Origin of the sequence: Streptomyces novaecaesareae (assembly GCF_000716875.1) — a bacterium.
Classification (GTDB): domain Bacteria; phylum Actinomycetota; class Actinomycetes; order Streptomycetales; family Streptomycetaceae; genus Kitasatospora; species Kitasatospora novaecaesareae.
Genome location: NZ_JNWQ01000048.1, coordinates 14,982 through 32,746, shown reverse-complemented (window position 1 = coordinate 32,746; position 17,765 = coordinate 14,982). Strand labels below are relative to the sequence as shown.

Here is a 17,765-nt window from a genome sequence, read left to right as displayed (position 1 = left end):
CCCGACCGCCGCCGACCGCTACGAGCCGCCCGGATCGACGGACCGACCGCCCGGCCCGTTCGCCGAGCGCAGCGTGTCCAGTCTGTGCCGGTACTCCTCCGCGTCGATCTCGCCCTTCGCGAACCGCTCCGCGAGCAGCTGTTCCGGCGTCGGCCCCGATGCCCAGCCGCGCGTGCCGCCCGGCCCGGGCCCTGCGACGCCCGGAGCCGCCGGGCCGTGCGGGACGGGCTGCCGCGTGCGGGAGACGTACCGGAACAGGGCGACGGCCAGCAGCACGAGCACCGCCAGGACCAGCAGCGTCCCGATCGCCATCAGCCCGATGCCCCAGCCACCCACGCCGTGGTCGTGCCCGAACCCATGCCAGTGCCTCATCAGGACCTCCTCCTCCGGCCCCGCCGGGGCCGCCGAGGTGACCAGCGCTCTACCACCATCGTGCGCCCGGCAGCGGTGAAAGCGCTGTGAAGAAAGCCTGAGAAAAACGTTCCGGCGCTCTGGCGAGCGCCCACGAGGTAGCGTGCCGCTCGTGACCCAGCACCCGCGGACGACCCGCCACCCCCCGGAGGACGGCCGCTCCCCCGAGCAGCTCGTCGCCGCCGGGGTGCTGCGTCGACACGCGGACCCCAGCCCCCACCCGACGCTCGGCCACTCCCCGGTCACCTACGTCGCCACCGCGCTCTGGGCCGAACTGACCGCCCTCGCCATCGCACCGTCCGCCGCCGAGGCCACCGCCACCGCCCTGCTGCGCGCACTCGCCGAAAAGGCCGTGGACGCGGCCCTCGCTCCGGGCAACGAGCGCGCCCCGCGCGACGACCTGTACGTGACCGACCCCGCGCACATCGGGCCGCACCGCCGGGCGGTCTGGTTCCAGCGCCACGGCCCGCACGGCCCGATCACCGCCGCCTTCGCACCCTGAACCACGAGCCCCGGGCATCGAGCCCCAGCGCCGAACCGAAGGTCTCGCAGCCTCAGCGCTCGACCCGCAGGCTGTGGCAGACCCAGCTGAGCCGGTCCGGCCCGTTGATCGGCGGCCGGTCGTGGTACGTCCCGTCCGCCACCGACAGGTTGACGATCAGGTAGGCGTGCCAGCCGGCCCCCACCCCGTGCAGGTCCGCGTAGATCAGCTCGTCCTCCACGTACCAGTCCACCGAGTGCGCGCCGAGCACCGCCCGCAGGCCGAAGGTCGCCCCGGGGGCGATCCCGGCACCGCCGCCGTGCCAGTACCGGAAGCCGCCCCGGACGTGGTTGGAGATCTCCAGCAGGTCCGGGTTGTCCGGGTGGTACTCGAAGACGTCGACCTCGTTACCACCGTCCCGCCAGGTCCAGATCGCCGGCCAGGCGCCCAGTTCGACGGGCAGCGTCACCTGCGCCGACAGCACGTCCCCGGTACGGACCTGGAAGCCGTCCGGACTGCCCTCGGTGGTCAGCAGGTTGCAGTTCCACAGCCCGCCGCTGGGCCGCCGGGTCGCGGTGAAGACCCCGCCGGGGCAGTACCCGCGGCTGAGGTAGTCGAGCTTGTGGTCGCTCCGGTTCGTCGGCCCCATCCTGGGGTACGCACTGCTGCGCCCCGCGATCCACTGCCTGGTCGAAGTGAAGTCCGCGTCGAACACGACTGTCACGACCGCCTCCCCGGTGCTCCGGCGCCCCGGCAGTCCGATCAGCCGGGCACATAGAGTGATTTACCCGATACTCTCCGCTGTATGCGAAGCGGACCACGCGGGGTCCGAGACGCCCTGGACCGGGACGGGATGAACCGGGACGGACCGGATCAGCCGACCGTCGCCGCGCCCCCGGCGCCGAGCCGGTCGGTGACCGAGACCACCCCGTCGACCGAGCGGCACAGGTTGAGCACGATCGGCACCAGGTGCGGCTCGGGCACCGTGCCGCTGAGCACCACCCGCCCCTGGTTGACCTCCACCCCGATCTCCGCCGGGCTGACGCCCTCGATCCGGCCCAGCACCTCCTCGACGATCTCCCGGCGGATCACCATGTCCTCGCGCAGGAACACCCGCAGCAGGTCGCCCCGGCTGACCATGCCGATGACGCGCCCCTCCTCGTCGAGCACCGGCAGCCGCTTCAGCCCGTGCCGGCTCATCATCCGGGCCGCCGCGACCACACTGGTGCCGGGCGTGGTGCACACCGGCTGGGTCGTCATCAGGTCGGCGGCGGTGACGTCGCCGTCCGGGCCCGCCTTCGCCGACTCGGGCGCCGGCAGCAGGCTGCCCGGGTCCTCCTGCGCGGCCAGGGTGCGCAGCAGGTCGGCCTCCGAGACCACGCCGAGCGGCCGGCCCTCCGGGTCCACCACCGGCATCCCGGTGATGTCGTACTCGCTGAGCAGCGTCACGATCTCCCGGAAACCGGTCTCGGGCGAGACCAGGACCACGGGGCTGGTCATCACGGATTCGACGGTGGCATGCCGCACGCCGGTTCACCTCGTCCAACGGTGCTGGTCCGACCGGGCGCGGATCGTCCCGGCCTGTTACCGGCAGCATGGCGCGCGGCAGTCCGGACCGCCAGGGGCCAAGGGGCCGAACGGGTGGGACCTTGGGCCCTGACCTGCGAACACGCCCCCGACATGGGCTCAGGCACTCCAGCCTGCGGTGCCGGCGAGGACGTGTCCACGGTGCGTTCGTCGTCGGAGCGGCGGTACGTGGCGCACCGCCTGCTCGCGCGCCGGCGGCGCACGCCGGTCGCCTCGGACGGCGCAACCATCACATGATCGACTCGTTAGACCGTCCACCACGACAGCAGCACAGCTCCCGGGAGGCTCCCTTTGGCAGGACGGACGGTGGGCGCGGCACCGCCGGCCCAGGGAGGAACGGTGCGGCCGGTGGCGCAGGCGGAGGCGACCCTGGTGCGCCACTACCGCAGGCTGGTGCGACTCGCCTACCTGGCGCTGCCCGCCGACCGGGACCGGCACAGCAGGGTGCTCGCCGCCCATGCCGCCGTTCAGCACGCCCTGCCCTTCCGCTGGGCCCGCCGTACCGAACCGGACGCCGCCGAGACCGACCCGGTCTACGCCGACCTGCGCCTGCGGGTCCTGCGTGCCGCGCTGCGGCCCCACCCGGCCGCGCGTCTGCTGGCTCCGCGGGCCTGGGGCCTGCGGCTGTTCACCCCGCACGGCGGCGAGGAGGACGCGGCGCTGGACCACGCGCTCGCGGCGCTCGACGCCCCGGCCCGGGCCGCGTTCGGGCTGCGGACGGTCGAGGGCCTGGACGCGGAGCAGGCCGCCGAGGTGCTGCGGCAGGCCGGGGTGGCGCGGCCGGAGGCGGCGGTCGCCGCTGCCGCCGGGGTGTCGTGCGGTCCGGACCGGGAGCCGTCCGCCTTCGACCCGTGCGCCGTCCGGGTGCAGCCCACCGACCTGCTGCGCCGCCGTCGGACGCTGACCGCCGCGCTGGCGGTCGGTGTGCTCGGGTTCACCACCACGGCGGCCGTACTGGGCGGGTCCGGCCCCGCCGCGCCCGCCGGTCCGGCCTCCGCCGCTCCCCCGGGTGCCGCCGACCCGGCCCGCCTGGTCCGGGTCGCGCCGGACGCCTGGCAGCACACCGCCCGGCTCGACTTCTCGGCCTGGCCCGCCCGCGGCGACCGCCGCGAGGACGCCGCGCTGCTCGGCCGCGCGCTGACCGCCTGGACGCAGCCCGGCCCGGGCAGCCGCGCCGAGCCGGGCACGGACTCCGCCCCGCCGGTCGAAGCACCGCACCTGCTGTTCGCCGGGACGGTGGACGGCACCGGCGTGGTGGTGCTGTACGACGGGCGGCGGATCGCCCGCTACACGGACGGCCGGGACGGCGGGCTGGACCTCGCCCGGGCGGACGGCTCGGACGTGACCACGGCGGGCGCGCTGGCACTGCGCCGCCAGGGCGCCGCCGTCCGGTACCTGCTGGCCCCCTGGGTGGACTCCGCCGAGCTCCGCCGGATCGACCAACCCGACGCGCCCGCCCGGCCGTTGGAGCACCCCGACGCCGTCACGGCCCCGGTCCCCGGCGGCGGGCCGGGCGACTGCCAGGGCGCCACCCTGCTGCAGCTGCGCTCCTCCCCCGTCATCGCCGAGAAGCACGCCTTCCTGCTGGCCGACCTGGGCGGCCTGGTCCCCGCCCACCTCACCTACTCCCCGCCGCCGGACCGCACCCCGCCGGACCGTTCCCAGGCCATGCAGTCCGCCCAGGCCGCGCAGTCCGCCCTCGCGCCTCGCGAGGCGACCGCCCAGGACGCGCTGCAGGCCTGGGCCCGTACGGGCTGCGCCGTCCCGGACGGCACGCCGGGCGTCAAGGAGCTCAACCTGTGGGCCTTCGCCGTCCAGCCGCTGCCGCAGAACGCGGGCTCGGCCGCCTGGGTCTGTCTGCGCGCCGACCGCTGGAACGGCGAGGGCAGCGCCGCCACCGCCGTCGTCCTGTCGACCGCGCGCGGCCCGCAGCGCACCGGCGGCGGTCCGGGTCGGGCGTGCAGCCGGTTCGAGCAGGACACGGTGGCCTGGACGTGGTGGCGCTCCCCGCAGGGTGCGGAGTACCTGCTCGTGGCGGGCAGCCGCCGTGTCACCCGGCTCACCGTCAAGGGCCCGGACTGGTCCGCCGACCGGCCCGCGCCGGACCACCTGCTCGCCGTCGAACGCCCGTCCCGGGCGGCCGTCCAGGTGGAGGCGCTCCTTGACAACGGCAGCCGCATCGGCCCGCCGCACTGAGTCCCGCGCCACCGCGAAGGTCCCCACCGCGAAGGTCCCCCGCCCCCGCTCAGCGCGTCGCACCGACCCGGCCGGACAGCTCCGCCTCGTAGTCCGGCAGTTCGACGCTGCTGACCTGCTTGCCCAGTTCCAGCATCTTGTCCAGCGCCCAACGCCGGTTCAGCACCGCGTTGCGGAACCGCAGCCCGGTCGGCGTGCGCGGCGCCAGGAACGGCCCGGTACGGTCGCCGCCCTTCTGGCAGCCCTGCGCGTAGCCGCGCAGCAGCTTCTCGTACCGCGCGAAGGCGGTGCGGTGGTCGCCGCCTGCGCGGGCCAGCTCGCCCGCCAGGACGTAGGCGGCGACCACGGCCGTCCCGGTGCCCATGCCGCCGATGGTCGCGCCGCAGGCGGCGTCGCCGATCAGGGCGGTCCGGCCGGTCGACCAGGCGGGCACGTCGGCCCGGCTGATCGAGTCGAAGTACAGCTCGGGAGCGGCGTCCAGGCTCTCCAGCAGCTGCGGCACCCGCCAGCCGAGGCCGGTGAACGCGGTCCGGATCAGCGCCTTCTGCTGCGCCGGGTCGTGGCGGTCGTAGCGCAGTTCGGGCGAGGCGAAGAGGCAGAAGGCGCCCGCCCGGCTCGGGTCCCGGTGGCCGGCTCCGACCGACATCAGCCGGCCGGGGACGTTGAGGCCGACCGAGCCGGTCGGCAGTCCGAGCGTGTTCGGCAGCTGCCAGGTGGCCGCGTAGTAGCCGAGGTGGCGGACGTAGCGCTCCTCCGGGCCGAAGGCGAGCCGGCGGACGGTGGAGTGCAGCCCGTCGGCGCCGATCACCAGGTCGAACTCCCTGGGCGCGCCGTGCCGGAAGGACACCCGGACCGCGTTCGGCGTCTCCTCCAGTGCCGTGATCGTGTCGCCGAAGACGTACTCGGCGCGGGTGCTGCTGTGCCGGTGCAGTAGCTGGGCGAGTTCCCCGCGCGGGACTTCCACGTCGCCGCCCGCGAACTCGGCAGGCAGGTGCAGCAGTTGACGCCCGTCCTCGGCCACGAAGGTCATCGGGCTGCCGCCGGTGCCGAGCGCGCGCAGCTCGTCCAGGACGCCCATCCGTTCCAGCACGGTCAGGTGGGTGCGGCCGCGGAAGTCGACGTCCTGGCCGCCGCCGCGCAGCGCCGGGGCCAGCTCGACCACGGTGACCTCGAAGCCGTACCGGCCCAGCCAGTGGGCCAGGGCGGGGCCGGCGATGCTCGCGCCCGAGATCAGGACCTTGGTGCTCATGGGGATCACTCCGTCTGCAGCTCTGGAAACTGTGTCTGGCGGACACTGTTTGTTGCTGTGTACGGTAGACACAGTTGAGCGAATGGGCAACCCCCACGGCAGCACTCGCGGACGGAAGCCCGGAACGGCGGCTCCGACCGGGAACTCCGAACGACAGCCCGCGACATGGACCCAGGACAGGAGCAGACGATGGGCGAGGCGGCGAACGACACGGTGCGGCTCCTCTGGGGCCCGCCCGCCAAACCGACCCGCGGCCCGAAGCCGGCCCTCAGCCTGGAGCGCATCGCCGCGGCGGGCGTCGAGGTCGCGGACGCGGAAGGCCTGGCCGCGGTCTCGATGCAGAAGGTGGCCGGGCTGCTCGACTTCACCAAGATGTCGCTCTACCGCTACGTCCCCGGCAAGGCCGAACTGGTCGCGCTGATGGTGGAGTCGGCGGTCGACGAGCCCCCCGCACCTGCGGACGGCGCCGACTGGCGGGAGCAACTCACCGCCTGGGCCCACCACTTGGCCGAGTCGTTCGACCGGCACCCGTGGCTGCTGGACGCCACCGTCGGCCCCCGGGTGCTCGGCCCCAGGGAACTCTCCTGGCTGGAACGGGTGGTGGCCGCACTCGACGGCCACGGCCTGACCGGCCCCGAGCGGATGGACGCCGCCGTCCTGCTCGCCGGACACGTGCGCGAGATCGCCGGGCAGTCCCGCGCCGCCGGCCCGGCCGGCTCACCGGAAGCCGAACTCCTCGCCGCCCTCGGCACCGTGGTGCGGCAGCACGCCGACCGCTTCCCCGCCGTCGCAGCCGCCATGGCCGACCCGAACGGGCGCGACCAGGCCCTGCACTTCGGCCTGGAACGCATCCTGGACGGCCTGGCCGCCCTGATCGCCCGCCGCACCCGACACCCCTAACCGACCGAAGCCGGCCCGCCTACCCGCCCCGAGCGCCCGCGCGCCCGCCCGCGCGCCCGGAAAAACCCCTCGGACCGCGCCTGCCCGCCCGCTAGCATCACGCCCCATGGCGATGTTCGTGCACCTGACCGCCGCGGCGAACGCGCCGCGCATCCGTCGCGCCGGGATCCGGGCCGACAGCCGCGGCCAGGGCGGGGCGCGCGGCCTGTACTGCTTCCCCGTGCTGCCGTCCTACACGCTGACCCACCAGTGGCTGCGCGAGCTGGCCCGGTTCGGGCCCAAGGGCTCGCTGGTCGCGGTGCACGTCCGGCTGGACGATGCGCAGGAGGTGCTGACCGGGCACTACCGCGACCGCGCCACCGGCGCCCAGCGCACGGTGTCCGCCGCCGAGGCGGTGCGGCGGATCGGCGAACTGACCGACCCACGCGGCTGGGAGGTCTTCCTGCCGCGCGCGGTGGGCGCCCGCGAGGTGCACCGGATCCGCGCCGTGCCGCAGGTCGCCGGCTGGCGCTACCTGCCGAACGCCCACGGCACCCGGCCCTGCACCTGCTTCGGCTGCCGGATCCGCGGCGAGTACGGCGGCCGTCGGCTGCGCGAGCGCCACCCGCACCCGCTGGACGGTCCGCCGCCGCCCGTCCCCGTCCTGCTGGCCCGGCTCGAAGCGGCCGGCGACCCGGGTGACCCGGTCGAACTCCGGGCCGTCCTGGACTGGTTCGGGATGCGCCGCCGCGGCCCGGTGGACCGCCTGGCCCGCCTGGCCGCCCACCCGGACCCGGACGTCCGGGAGGCACTGGTCTGGGCGGTCGGCGACTGGTCCACGCCGGGCGTCGCCGAACTGCTGGACGGCCTGGCGGACGATCCGCACCCGGACGTCCGCGAGGCCGTCGAGGCGGTCCGGGACCGCTGAGGCCCCGGCCGCCGGGTACGGGCCGCCCGTAGTCCCCCCTGACCTGTGGGGTTCTCCGCCGACATGCCCGTCCGGCCGATCCGGGTGATCATGGGACGAACCGCGTGTCGGCGATTCGGCGCACCGGTCGGCTCCGGTGGCGCCCGGAAGGGTGGACGGCGATGTTCCAGCTCCTGTGGATTCTGCTCATCGGCTTCGTGCTCGGCGCGCTCGCCAAGCTGATCCTGCGCGGGCCGCAGTCGATCCCCTGGTGGCTGACCATGCTGCTCGGCGTCGCAGGGGCCTGGCTCGGCAATGCCGTCTCGGGCTGGGTCGGCGTCCGCCACACCTCGGGCATCGACTGGATCCGCCACATCCTGCAACTCGGCTTCGCCGTCGCCCTGGTGGCCTTCGTCGCACCCGCCTGGAGCAGGTCCCGCCCGAGCCGCTGACCCCACGGCCCGCCAGAACCGCCAGCCCGCGAGAACCGCCGGAACCGCCGGACCGCCGGTTCAGCCCACGTGCACCGCCGGGCGGCGCGAGCGGTCCGGTTCGGCCTCCCGCAGCACCTCGCGCGTCACCGGTGCGATCTCCCCCTGCCCGAACAGGAAGAAGCGCAGGAACTGGGCGAACGGGTTGCCCTCGGTCCACTCGAAGTAGATGTGCGGCTGCTGCCCGGTCAGGTCGCGCACCTGCAGCAGCAGGGCGGCCAGCGCGTTGGGCACGCTGGAGCTCTCCAGCGACAGCACCCGGTAGCGGTCGTGCATCACCTCGCCGTGGACGGTCAGTTCGGCCTCGAAGTCGGACGGGTCGAGCACGGTGACCTCGACGAAAACCAGGTCGTCCTCGGCCGGGATGTCGTTGTCCCGGCGGATCTGGTGGATCTTGTCGCGGTACTCGGAGAGGTCCCGACTGTTCGGCTCGTTGGCGATCAGCCGCAGCGGGCGGTGCAGGTAGTCCCGGACGAACCGCTCCGCGACGTCGTCCAGCACCACGTCGGTGACGCGCAGTTCGAAGGCGCGCTTGAGCCGGGAGAGGAAGGAGACCAGCACGATGCCCGCGATGAAGCAGGCGCCGATCTTGACGCCGTCCGGGCGCTCGGCGATGTTCACCGCCGTGGTGTAGAGGAACACCGCGGCGATCACCGCGAAGCCGACCCGCCAACGGCGCTGCCCGGCCTTGTGGGCCGCGATGGTGACGGCGATCGCGGCGGAGCTGATCAGCACCAGCACACCGGTCGCGTACGCGCTGCCCTGGGCGTCCACGTTGGCGTCGAAGATCCAGGTGACCAGGAAGGCGATCAGGGTGAGGACGATGACCAGTGGCCGCACGGCACGCGCCCAGTGCGGGGCCATGCCGTAGCGCGGCAGGTAGCGCGGCATCAGGTTGAGCATGCCGGCCATCGCGGAGGCACCGGCGAACCAGAGGATCGCGATGGTGGAGAGGTCGTAGACCGTCCCGAAGGTGCTGCCCAGGTACTGGTGCGCCAGGTAGGCCAGGGCACGCCCGTTGGCCTCCCCGCCGGTCTTGAAGGCCGCGGCGGGGATCAGCACGGTGGTGATGAAACTGGTCGTGATCAGGAAGCAGCTCATGATCACGGCTGCGGTGGTGAGCAGCTTGCGGGCGCCGCGGATCCGGCCGACCGGGTTCGCCTCGGTGTCCTCCGGGTCGCCCAGGATGTACGGCATCACGGCGACACCGGTCTCGAAGCCGGAGAGGCCGAGCGCGAGCTTGGGGAAGACGGTCAGTGCGACGCCGATCATCGCGATCACGTTGCCGTGCTCGGCGGTCAGCGCGTCCGACCAGTCGGTGACGAGGTGCGGCGCCTTCAGGACGTGCCAGAGGCCGTTGGCCACCACGACCACGTTGAGCACGAGGTACACCGCGACCAGCACGACGGCGACCCCGATCGCCTCACCGAAGCCCCGCAGGAACACCGCCCCGAGCAGGGCCACCAGGACCAGCGTGACCAGCATCTGCTTCCCGCCGAGCGCCGCGCTCACGTGCGGGTTCTCCACCAGGTGGGCGGCACCGTCGGCGGCCGACAGGGTGATGGTGATCATGAAGTCGGTGGCGGCGAACCCGAGCAGGGTCAGGACGAAGAGCTTCCCCTGCCAGAACGAGAGCAGCCGTTCGAGCATCGCGATCGACCCCTCGCCGTGCGGGCTCTCCCGGGCCACCCGCCGGTAGACGGGAAGGGCTCCGAGCAGGGTCACGATCACCAGCACGACGGTCGCCACCGGGGACAGCAGTCCGGCGGCCAGGGCCGCGATGCCCGGCTGGTAGCCGAGGGTCGAGAAGTAGTCCACGCCGGTCAGACACATGACCCGCCACCAGCTCTGGCCCTCGTGCTGCGGCGTCTGCACGTGCGGTCCGGGGTGCTGCTTGGCCATGTCCGCCAGGCCTTCGAGCATCCACGCCCGGAACCACCCGCGCTTGGCCCGAGGCGGTACCCCCGGTTCGGCCGAACCCGACGAGACCACGTACACCCCTGTCCACGACTCGGCCGGCCGCGTGCGGTTCCGGACCCCCTGTGGCCGCCGGACGGCGGGCCTGGTCAGGCTAGGTGACCGGATCGGCGCGGCCCGGGAACCGCCGGGGCCAACACGCCAGGGTGCGCCCGTACGGCCCTCCCGGGCGGCGGGCTGCGTGCGGCCCGTGCCCGACGGCCCGGCGCGTTGGGCCGCACGCAGCCTCCCGAACGGGCGAGGATGTCCGCGCGCGTTGACGAAGCAGGTTGACGAAGGAGCTTGACGCATCACATCGCATCGCATCGCATCAACGCGCACCGCATCGGCGCGGACCGATGGACACAGCTGCGAACCACAGGGAGGCCGCCGTGGCGGAACCGAGCCGGCGCGGGATTCTGGGTCTGGGCCTGATGGCAGCCGCCGTCACCTCCTGCGGAGCCCACCACCCGGACACGGCACCCGCCCCGCACCCCGCCGACAGCCGGCCCGAGGCCCCCAGCACGGGTGACGCCGACGCCACCCGGCACGCCGAACCGACGAGCGACCCGCAGCACGAGCAGGCCCGGCCGGGCACGCCCGGCTGGGAGATCACCGACCCCGGCCCGGACGCCGCCATCGAGGGCTTCGCCGACCGGGTCAGCGTCCTGCCCGGTGAGTCCTTCGGCCTGCACGTCTCCACCCCCGCCGCCGCCTTCGCCGTCTCCGCCTACCGGATGGGCTGGTACGGCGGTGCCCGCGCCCGCCTGGTCTGGCACCGGGAGCACGTGCCCGGCGGCAGGCAGCCCGCCCCGCACGTCGACCCCGCGACCCGCACCGTGCTGACCGGCTGGCAGCGCACCCTCGCCGTGGACACCACCGGCTGGCCCGAGGGTGCCTACCTGCTGCGCCTGGACGCCGATGACGGCTCCGGCCGCCGCTACGTCCCGCTCACCGTCCGCTCGGCCGTCACCGCCGGGAGGACCGTGATCATGAGCGCCCCGGCGACCTGGCAGGCCTACAACGAGTGGGGCGGCTACAGCCTCTACAACGGCCCGACCGGCGGCCTGGCCACCCGCTCGCTGAAGGTCGTCTTCGACCGGCCGTACGACTACGACCACGGCGCCGGGCTGTTCCTGGTCTACGAGGCGCCGCTGGTCGCCCTCGCCGAGCGGCTGGGCCTGCCGCTCGCCTACACCACCGGCATCGACGTGGCCCGCGAGCCGGGGCTGTTGACCGGCGCGGCCGCCGTCGTGTCACTCGGCCACGACGAGTACTGGTCCCCCGAGCAGCGCGCCCAGGTGGTCGCGGCCCGCGACGCCGGGACCAACCTGGCGGTCCTGGGCGCCAACTGCTGCTTCCGCCGGGTCCGCTTCGAGCCGACCGACCTCGGCCCCGAGCGCACGGTGGTCTGCTACAAGGACGCCTGGGCGCAGGACCCGGGCCACCAGGCGGGCGCCCCGGCGACCACCGACTTCCGGGCCGGCCCGGGCGCCGACCCGGAGAGCTCGATGCTCGGCGTGATCTACGACGGCTACCCGGTGGACGCCCCGTACGTGGTGTCCTCGCCCGGGCACTGGGCCTTCGAGGGGACGGGGGTCACGGCGGGCGCGTCCTTCCCGCACCTGGTCGGCGTCGAGTACGACCGGGTGGACACCGCCTTCCCGACGCCGCGCCCGATCGAGGTGATCGCCCACTCCCCGGTGGTCTGCGAGGGCCGCCGCTCCCACTCCGACACCGCCTACCACACGGTGCCGAGCGGTGCCGGGGTCTTCGCCAGCGGCACGATGCGCTGGGTCGAGACGCTGGACGCCCACGGCCCCGGCGGCGGCAAGGCCGACCACGGCATCGACTCCCGGGCGGGGGACCTGGTCCGCAAGGTCACCGAGAACGTCCTGCGCACCTTCGCCGCCGGCCCGGCCGCCCGCACCCACCCCGCCCAGGACAACCTGGCGTCCGTCTACGGCCCGGCATAGCCCGAGCCCGGCGAAGCGCGAGCCCGGCGTAGCGCGAGCCCGTATCAGCGGGGCAGACCCCGGCCCAGCGTGGTGCGACGGATCGTCAAAGAATTTCTCCGGGTCCGCGTTCGGAACGGCGGTAGCCTGCCACATCGGCCCATCGCGGTCGAACGGATTGCCGAGCCCCGCCGGAGCCCTCCGACGCGGCGCCCCCGGACTGGATCTGGATCACGCCCCCGATACACTCACACGGTCCAACAGCGTAGGTCGTCCAGGAAATCCGACCGGTGTGGCACAGCTGCCGGCCGACGAGGATAACGAGGGAAACAGAACATGGTCGAGGCCTCTCCCAAGGTCGTTGTGGTCGTCCCCACGTACAACGAGCGGGAGAACCTCCCGGTCCTCGCGGGTCTGCTCGCGGAACTCCCGGTGCCGAACCTGCACCTGCTGGTGGTCGACGACAACTCTCCCGACGGCACCGGCGAGATCGCCGACAAGCTCGCCGCGGACTCCGGCGGCACCGTCGGCGTGCTGCACCGCACCGAGAAGAACGGCCTCGGCCGCGCCTACCTGGCCGGCATGGGCCGGGCCCTGGACGAGGGCGCCGAGATCGTGGTCCAGATGGACGCCGACCTCTCGCACCCGACCGCGGTGATACCCGAGATGGTGCGCACGCTGCTCACCGGCGACACCGCCGTGGTGCTCGGCTCCCGCTACGTCCCCGGCGGCTCGACCGCCACCGAGTGGCCCTGGCACCGCAAGGCCCTGTCCGCCTGGGCCAACTTCTACGTCAACGCCATCCTCGGTCTGGGCGTCAAGGACGCCACCGCCGGGTTCAAGGCCTGGCGCGCGGAGACCCTGCGCGCCATCGACCTGCCGACCGTGCAGAGCAACGGCTACTCGTTCCAGGTCGAGATGAACTACCGGGTGGTCAAGCAGGGCATGACGATCCGCGAGGTGCCGATCCGCTTCGAGGAGCGGATCGAGGGCGCCTCGAAGATGAGCATGGGGGTGCAGGTCGAGTCGGCGCTGGCGCCCTGGAAGCTCCGCTTCAAGCGCGACGCCTAGGACACGAGGGCCCGACCGCCGGCCCGGCCCCCGGCGCGGCAACCGGCCCGGCCATCCGGCCCGGCCATCCGGCCCGGCGGCGACGGCCGGGGCCTACGATTCCGGCTCATACGGGTGCCGGGCCGTCCCGGGGACGGTGTGAACGGCGGCTGAGGGGAAAGAAGGGCGACATGGCCATTCTCCCGGAGTCCCTCACGGCCCTGATCCGCCGCGGCGCCCGAGAACCCTTCGTGGTCCAGACCTTCCGGGCCACCGTCGCGGCCACCATCGCCTACGCGGTGGCGACGCAGCTCAGCAGCGAGCCCGCCCCGCTGACGGCACCGCTGACCGCGCTGCTGGTCGTCCAGGTCACCGTCTACTCGACACTGAAGACCAGCATCCGCCGGGTCAACTCGGTGGTGGTCGGGGTGCTGATCGCGATCGGCTTCAGCGCCGTGGTCGGGCTCTCCTGGTGGAGCCTCGGGCTGATCATCCTGGCCTCGCTGGTCGTCGGCCGGTTCGTCCGGGTCGAGGAGTTCGTCCAGGAGGTCGCGATCAGCGCGATGCTGATCCTGGGCGTCACCAAACTGGCCTCGCAGGCCTGGGACCGGGTGTTGGAGACGCTCATCGGCGCCGGCGTCGGCCTGCTGTTCAACCTGCTGTTCGCACCGCCGGTCTGGGTGGACACCGCCGGGGAGTCGATCGAGGACCTCGCCCGGCGGGCCCGTCGGCTGCTGCTGGACATCGCCGAGGAGCTGGGCCGGCCCATCCCGGTCGCCCGGGCCGCCGAGCGGCTGCACGAGGCCCGCCGACTGGACCAGGCGATCGCCGAGGTCGACGCGGCGCTGCGGCAGGCCGAGGACAGCCTGCGGTTCAATCCGCGGATCAGCGAGGGGCTGCTGTCCCGGCTGGTGCTGCGCACCGGGCTGGACACGCTGGAGATCTGCGTCGTCGTGGTCCGGGTGCTGGCCCGCTCGATGACCGACCTGGCCAAGCGGCGCGCACCCGGCGAGCGGCTCTTCCCGCCGGACGTCGCGGTCGGCCTGGAGGAACTGCTGGACCACGTCGGCGGGGCGATGGTGAGCTTCGCGGTGCTGGTCACCACCCAGGTGAGCCGTGACGCCGAGGAGGCGGAGAGCCGGCTGACGGCCGAGCTGGTGGCGGCCTGGGCCTGCCGGGAGAACGTCGCCCAGGTGCTGCTGCGCAAGGTCCAGGAGCATCCGGAGGCCTGGCAGCTGCACGGTTCGATACTGGCCGAGGTGGACCGGATCCTGGACGAGCTGGACCTGGAGCACCGCAGCCGGCGGCTGATGGAGGAGCTGGACCGCGCCTCGGTGGCGAACCGGGAGCGGTTCGCGCGGTTCGCCGGGCTGCGCCGGTTCCTCCGCGGCGAGCGGGCACCGGGCCGGGGGCGCGGTCCCGGTCGCGGATCGGGGCGGGGGACGACGGAGCGCCCGGCGGCTGAGGCCGGGCGCTGATCCGGTGCTTTCCGCTTCCGGTGCCTTCCGCCGATCCGGTGCTTTCACCGACGGGCGGAACGGCCTCGGGGCGTCAGGGCATGAGCCAGGGCTGCTGCGGGAGCGGGTGGCCGGTCTCCAGGTAGGTCTTGAGGTTGGAGAGCACCGCCGCCCAGCCCTGCTCCGCGTCCGCCCGCTCGGCCTCGTCGGCGAGGTTCTCGTGGGTGACGGTGAGCCGGGTGAGGTCCTGCCAGCTCCAGATCTCGAAGGTGACCCGGGAGGGACCGCCCGGGCGCCGCTCCTGCGGCCCGGCCCAGGTGGTGACCAACCGGTGCGGGCGGTCGGCGGCCTCGACGATGCCGATGACGTCGGCGATCCCGGAGTCGTCGGCGCGCTGGTGCTCCCAGGGCGCGCCGGGCAGCCAGGTCGAGACGTTGCGGTGGCCCCAGTAGATGCCGGACTCGTCGGCGTTGGTGAGCGCGTGCCAGACCCGCTCCGGGGTGGCCCGCAGGTAGAGGATCCCGCGGTGGGTGAGGGCGGTCACGGCATCAGCCCTCGGCCGCGTCGAGCAGCGCCCGGATGTCGAGCTTCTGCATCCGCAGCATGGCCGCCATCACGCGGTCGGCCTTGGCCCGGTCCTCGCCGCCGACCAGGTCGAGCAGGACGCGCGGCGTGATCTGCCAGGAGAGGCCGAAGCGGTCCTTGAGCCAGCCGCACGGGCCGGCCTGGCCGCCGTCGGCGGTGAGCTTGGCCCAGAGTTCGTCGATCTCCTGCTGGCCGTCGCACTCCACCTGCAGCGAGACGGCCTCGGTGAAGGTGAACTCCGGGCCGCCGTTGAGGGCCACGTACTCCCGGCCGGCGAGCTCGAAGTCGACGGTCATGACGGAGCCCGCCGCGCCGGGGCCGGCCTCGCCGTAGCGGGCGACGCGGGTGATGCGGGAGTCGGGGAACAGCGAGGTGTAGAAGGCGGCGGCCTCTTCGGCCTGGTCGTCGTACCAGAGGAAGGTGCTGATCTTCTGCATGCGCCCGACGGTAGCGGCGGGGTCCGACCGGACGGCCGAGCCACGGCCGGGGGTCACCGGTTCGGCGCCCCCGGCCGCGGCCGGGCCGTGGGTCAGTGCACCCAGCCCGCGTAGCGCTGGGCGAAGCGCTGCCCGGTGTGCGCGGTCACGATGACGTCGTAGCGGCCCTGCCGGTCGAGCGGCCAGGCCAGTTCGGCCTGCTTGCCCGGCTTGACCCAGACGGTCTGCGCGGTGCCCGCGAAGTCATTGGGCGCGGCGGTGAAGGCCACGTCCGTCATCCCGTCGTTGGCCAGCTGCAGGCGGAACTTCCCGTTGCCGCGCAGGTCCGCGGTGACGATCGGCACCCCGATGTCGTTCTGGCCGTCCTGGCCGTTCTGGCCGTTCTGGCCGTCGCGGACCACGGTGCCGGCGAAGCGGCGGACGAAGCCGTCCGGGCCGTGGACGGTGAAGTCGTAGCGGCCGCCGGTGGCGGCGGCGTCCCAGACGTACCGGGCGGTGGCGCCGGGGGCGACGGTGTGGGGGGTGCCCGCGAAGGGGAGCACGATGTTCGGGTAGACGGTGTACGGGAAGGCCACCGCGCCGTCGTTGCTCATCGTGCAGGTGACCTTGCCGGTCCTGCGGTCCACCTCGACGTCGGCCCACGGCTGGTACGGCAGCGGGCGGTGCGGGCGCTCGCCGCGCTCCTGGACCGGCATCGACTGGGCGCCGACCGCCGGCAGCGCGACGCCGGGCAGTTTGGTGCCCGCGTCGGCCCTGGCCATCAGGGCCTTGGTGTCGGGCAGCGCCGGGATCGAGTACTGCGGGGCGGCGAAGTCGAAGCAGCTGGTGAGGTCGCCGCAGACGGCCCGGCGCCAGGCCGAGATGTTGGGCTCGGCCACGCCGGTGACCAGCTCCATGAAGCGCAGCACCGAAGTGTGGTCGAAGACCTGGGAGTTGACCCAGCCGCCGCGCGACCACGGCGAGATGACCCAGAGCGGGACGCGGTTGCCGAGGCCGATGGCCCGTCCGTGGGTGAACTCCTCGGGGGTGCCGGGTTCGGGGGTGGGCGGGACCATGTGGTCGAAGTAGCCGTCGTTCTCGTCGTACATGACCAGGAACACGGTGTGCCGCCAGACGTCCGGGTTGGACATCAGCGACTGCAGCGCCTGGTCGACCCAGTGCGCGCCGTAGGCGGGGCCGGCCTCCGGGTGTTCGGAGAACAGGTAGGGCGCGACCAGCCAGGAGACGGTCGGCAGGGTGCCGTCCTTGCAGTGCCGGTCGAAGTCCGCCGGGTCGAACGTGGTCATCGCGTTGACGTAGCGCGGGTCGTCGTGCGGGAAGGCGTGGAACTGCTTGAAGTAGGAGAGGGCGTTGTCGTCGTAGTCGCCGGTGCGGTCGTCCTTGCTGGGGTTGTGGTAGACGCGCCAGCTGACGCCGGCCGCCTCCAGGCGCTCGGCGTAGGTGGTCCAGTCGGCGACGGGGTTGTCGGTGACGGGGGTGTTGTCGATCCAGGGGCCGGTGGTGCCGTCGCGGCCGGGGCCGGCGGTGCCGGTCCACAGGTAGAGGCGGTTGGGGTCGGTGGGGCCGGCGAGGGAGGTGAAGTAGGCGTCGCAGATGGTGAACGCGTCGGCCAGGGCGTACTGGTAGGGGATGTCGTCCCGGGTGAAGTAGCCCATCGTGCGCTCGCCCTTGGCGGCGATCCACTTGTTCATCGCGCCGTTGTTGATGGCCTGGTGGCCGGTCGCCCAGTCGTGGGCGAGGCCGCCGGCGTTCTGCGCGTTGTACTTGGCGGTGTCCATCCGGTACGGCAGCATTACCCCGCCGTCGGTGCGGCGGCTGTCGGGCTGGCGGAACACATCGGTGCCGTCGGGGAACTGCAGCGCCTGCTTGTCGCCGAAGCCGCGGACGCCGGCGAGGGTGCCGAAGTAGTGGTCGAAGGAACGGTTCTCCTGCATCAGGACGACGACGTGCCGGACGTCCTTGACGGTGCCGGTGAGCGGGGCAGCGGTCGTGGCGCCGGGGGCGGGGGTCGGCGCGGGGGTCGGCGCGGCCTCGGCCGGGGTGGCCGCCAAACCGGTCAGGGCGGTGGCGCCGACGGCCGCGGTGGCGCCGACGAAGGTGCGGCGGGAGAGCTCGGACATGACG

General features: G+C 73.6%; 16 protein-coding genes. 8 read left to right on the top strand and 8 right to left on the bottom strand.

All coding sequences use genetic code 11. The features are described from left to right. Positions 1-18 precede the first annotated feature (18 nt). Positions 19-372: an SHOCT domain-containing protein gene (locus OP86_RS19525; RefSeq protein WP_030059821.1), complete on the bottom strand. Its 354-nt coding sequence runs from the start codon at positions 370-372 to the stop codon at positions 19-21. Positions 373-523: 151 nt separating this feature from the next. Here OP86_RS19525 and OP86_RS19520 point away from each other — a divergent pair, with 151 nt between their 5' ends. Continuing rightward, positions 524-913 (top strand): hypothetical protein, encoded by a 390-nt coding sequence (locus OP86_RS19520; protein WP_157849785.1) that lies wholly within the window; start codon positions 524-526, stop codon positions 911-913. Positions 914-965: 52 nt separating this feature from the next. Here the strand turns inward: OP86_RS19520 and OP86_RS19515 are convergent, their stop codons facing one another. Next, positions 966-1,616, bottom strand: coding sequence for a LamG domain-containing protein (locus OP86_RS19515; RefSeq protein WP_030059823.1), 651 nt, complete (start codon positions 1,614-1,616; stop codon positions 966-968). Between the two features lie 149 nt (positions 1,617-1,765). Then, positions 1,766-2,392, bottom strand: a complete 627-nt coding sequence (locus tag OP86_RS19510; RefSeq protein ID WP_245231802.1) for a CBS domain-containing protein — start codon at positions 2,390-2,392, stop codon at positions 1,766-1,768. A gap of 435 nt (positions 2,393-2,827) precedes the next feature. Here OP86_RS19510 and OP86_RS19505 point away from each other — a divergent pair, with 435 nt between their 5' ends. Further along, positions 2,828-4,675, top strand: coding sequence for a hypothetical protein (locus OP86_RS19505; RefSeq protein WP_051830285.1), 1,848 nt, complete (start codon positions 2,828-2,830; stop codon positions 4,673-4,675). Between the two features lie 49 nt (positions 4,676-4,724). Here OP86_RS19505 and OP86_RS19500 read toward each other — a convergent pair whose 3' ends face one another. Next, complete coding sequence (locus OP86_RS19500) at positions 4,725-5,924, bottom strand: FAD-dependent monooxygenase (protein ID WP_030059827.1); 1,200 nt, start codon at positions 5,922-5,924, stop codon at positions 4,725-4,727. Between the two features lie 165 nt (positions 5,925-6,089). Between OP86_RS19500 and OP86_RS19495 the strand changes: the two genes are divergently transcribed. The 3 genes from OP86_RS19495 (at position 6,090) to OP86_RS19485 (ending at position 8,162) form a co-directional block, all read left to right on the top strand. Further along, positions 6,090-6,824, top strand: coding sequence for a TetR/AcrR family transcriptional regulator (locus OP86_RS19495; RefSeq protein ID WP_245231800.1), 735 nt, complete (start codon positions 6,090-6,092; stop codon positions 6,822-6,824). Positions 6,825-6,930: 106 nt separating this feature from the next. Next, positions 6,931-7,731, top strand: coding sequence for a HEAT repeat domain-containing protein (locus tag OP86_RS19490; RefSeq protein WP_209440352.1), 801 nt, complete (start codon positions 6,931-6,933; stop codon positions 7,729-7,731). Positions 7,732-7,892: 161 nt separating this feature from the next. Then, positions 7,893-8,162, top strand: coding sequence for a GlsB/YeaQ/YmgE family stress response membrane protein (locus OP86_RS19485; protein ID WP_030059830.1), 270 nt, complete (start codon positions 7,893-7,895; stop codon positions 8,160-8,162). A gap of 60 nt (positions 8,163-8,222) precedes the next feature. On the opposite strand, the gene OP86_RS19480 is transcribed toward OP86_RS19485, so the two are convergent. Continuing rightward, the gene (locus OP86_RS19480) at positions 8,223-10,124 is read right to left on the bottom strand and encodes an APC family permease (protein WP_051830284.1); all 1,902 of its coding nucleotides are present in this window, start codon (positions 10,122-10,124) and stop codon (positions 8,223-8,225) included. Between the two features lie 392 nt (positions 10,125-10,516). Here OP86_RS19480 and OP86_RS19475 point away from each other — a divergent pair, with 392 nt between their 5' ends. From OP86_RS19475 to OP86_RS19465, 3 genes are all read left to right on the top strand, one after another. Next, positions 10,517-12,133: a N,N-dimethylformamidase beta subunit family domain-containing protein gene (locus OP86_RS19475; protein WP_425337762.1), complete on the top strand. Its 1,617-nt coding sequence runs from the start codon at positions 10,517-10,519 to the stop codon at positions 12,131-12,133. Between the two features lie 315 nt (positions 12,134-12,448). Continuing rightward, on the top strand, positions 12,449-13,183 hold the full coding sequence (locus OP86_RS19470) for a polyprenol monophosphomannose synthase (RefSeq protein ID WP_030059835.1): 735 nt from the start codon (positions 12,449-12,451) through the stop codon (positions 13,181-13,183). Positions 13,184-13,353: 170 nt separating this feature from the next. Continuing rightward, entirely contained in the window at positions 13,354-14,640 is a 1,287-nt protein-coding gene (locus OP86_RS19465) for an FUSC family protein (RefSeq protein ID WP_051830283.1), read from the top strand. 73 nt (positions 14,641-14,713) lie between these two features. On the opposite strand, the gene OP86_RS19460 is transcribed toward OP86_RS19465, so the two are convergent. The 3 genes from OP86_RS19460 to OP86_RS19450 form a co-directional block, all read right to left on the bottom strand. Next, a complete protein-coding gene (locus OP86_RS19460; protein ID WP_033332542.1) occupies positions 14,714-15,163 on the bottom strand; it encodes an SRPBCC family protein in 450 nt (149 codons plus the stop codon). A gap of 4 nt (positions 15,164-15,167) precedes the next feature. Continuing rightward, entirely contained in the window at positions 15,168-15,641 is a 474-nt protein-coding gene (locus OP86_RS19455) for a VOC family protein (protein WP_030059838.1), read from the bottom strand. A gap of 92 nt (positions 15,642-15,733) precedes the next feature. Further along, positions 15,734-17,761 carry a phosphocholine-specific phospholipase C gene (locus OP86_RS19450; RefSeq protein ID WP_033332540.1) on the bottom strand — a complete coding sequence of 676 codons (2,028 nt, stop codon included), beginning with the start codon at positions 17,759-17,761 and terminating at the stop codon, positions 15,734-15,736. Positions 17,762-17,765: the final 4 nt, after the last annotated feature.

Bases quoted from the DNA above. Each gene is read 5' to 3' on its own strand.
- OP86_RS19485 (WP_030059830.1), top strand. From the start codon at position 7,893: ATGTTCCAGCTCCTGTGGATTCTGCTCATCGGCTTCGTGCTCGGCGCG.
- OP86_RS19475 (WP_425337762.1), top strand. From the start codon at position 10,517: ATGGACACAGCTGCGAACCACAGGGAGGCCGCCGTGGCGGAACCGAGC.
- OP86_RS19500 (WP_030059827.1), bottom strand. From the start codon at position 5,924: ATGAGCACCAAGGTCCTGATCTCGGGCGCGAGCATCGCCGGCCCCGCC.
- OP86_RS19455 (WP_030059838.1), bottom strand. From the start codon at position 15,641: ATGCAGAAGATCAGCACCTTCCTCTGGTACGACGACCAGGCCGAAGAG.
- OP86_RS19480 (WP_051830284.1), bottom strand. From the start codon at position 10,124: ATGCTCGAAGGCCTGGCGGACATGGCCAAGCAGCACCCCGGACCGCAC.
- OP86_RS19470 (WP_030059835.1), top strand. From the start codon at position 12,449: ATGGTCGAGGCCTCTCCCAAGGTCGTTGTGGTCGTCCCCACGTACAAC.
- OP86_RS19495 (WP_245231800.1), top strand. From the start codon at position 6,090: ATGGACCCAGGACAGGAGCAGACGATGGGCGAGGCGGCGAACGACACG.
- OP86_RS19525 (WP_030059821.1), bottom strand. From the start codon at position 372: ATGAGGCACTGGCATGGGTTCGGGCACGACCACGGCGTGGGTGGCTGG.
- OP86_RS19465 (WP_051830283.1), top strand. From the start codon at position 13,354: ATGGCCATTCTCCCGGAGTCCCTCACGGCCCTGATCCGCCGCGGCGCC.
- OP86_RS19490 (WP_209440352.1), top strand. From the start codon at position 6,931: ATGGCGATGTTCGTGCACCTGACCGCCGCGGCGAACGCGCCGCGCATC.
- OP86_RS19510 (WP_245231802.1), bottom strand. From the start codon at position 2,392: ATGACCAGCCCCGTGGTCCTGGTCTCGCCCGAGACCGGTTTCCGGGAG.
- OP86_RS19450 (WP_033332540.1), bottom strand. From the start codon at position 17,761: ATGTCCGAGCTCTCCCGCCGCACCTTCGTCGGCGCCACCGCGGCCGTC.